General features: G+C 56.8%; 1 protein-coding gene and 1 pseudogene. Both read right to left on the minus strand.

The window, feature by feature from the left end:
- Positions 1 to 306: pseudogene (locus GWQ22_RS21820) on the minus strand (phage replication initiation protein); the annotation flags it as partial.
- The coding region (locus tag GWQ22_RS21825; RefSeq protein ID WP_275931664.1) for a hypothetical protein at positions 293 to 500 on the minus strand (208 nt) is incomplete at its 5' end. The pseudogene GWQ22_RS21820 and the gene GWQ22_RS21825, both read right to left, overlap by 14 nt.

The raw sequence follows: 500 nt of genomic DNA on the forward strand, positions 1-500 counted from the left end.
AACGCCCAACCGCTCAGCCTTGCCATAGAGCCGTTCAGTCACCTTGTCGAAGCGGGCGAGGGGGGCAAACCCCACCGGACGTTTCCACAGGTAGCGCAACCCCTCAATGGGCGGGGCAGACAATGCGGCCTTGATGGCCTTGTTCTGGGTATCGAAGCGCGGGATAGCCTTCAAGATGGCACCTTGCTTGGCCAACTCGACCATCTGGCGTAACTCGGTCGGTGCCCAGGTAAAGGAGAGATAGTCGATCAGGGTTTTGTTGCCGATAACCCCATTTATCGGCATCACGGATTTATGACCAGTCATCGAAAAACACTCCCTGGTCATAGAAGCCTTGCCATGTCTCTTCCGTCACCTCGACCAGCTCAAAGGCCGTATCGGGATAGGTCATGGACAGATAGATCCGCATCTCATGCAGGTCTCGGAACATCTCAACCTGACCCGCCACACAGGCGGAGAGATCGCCGGTCGGTTCTGCCTGCCAATAGACCTTGCGCTCA

Origin of the sequence: Aeromonas sp. 1HA1 (assembly GCF_029237385.1) — a bacterium.
Lineage (GTDB): Bacteria > Pseudomonadota > Gammaproteobacteria > Enterobacterales > Aeromonadaceae > Aeromonas > Aeromonas popoffii.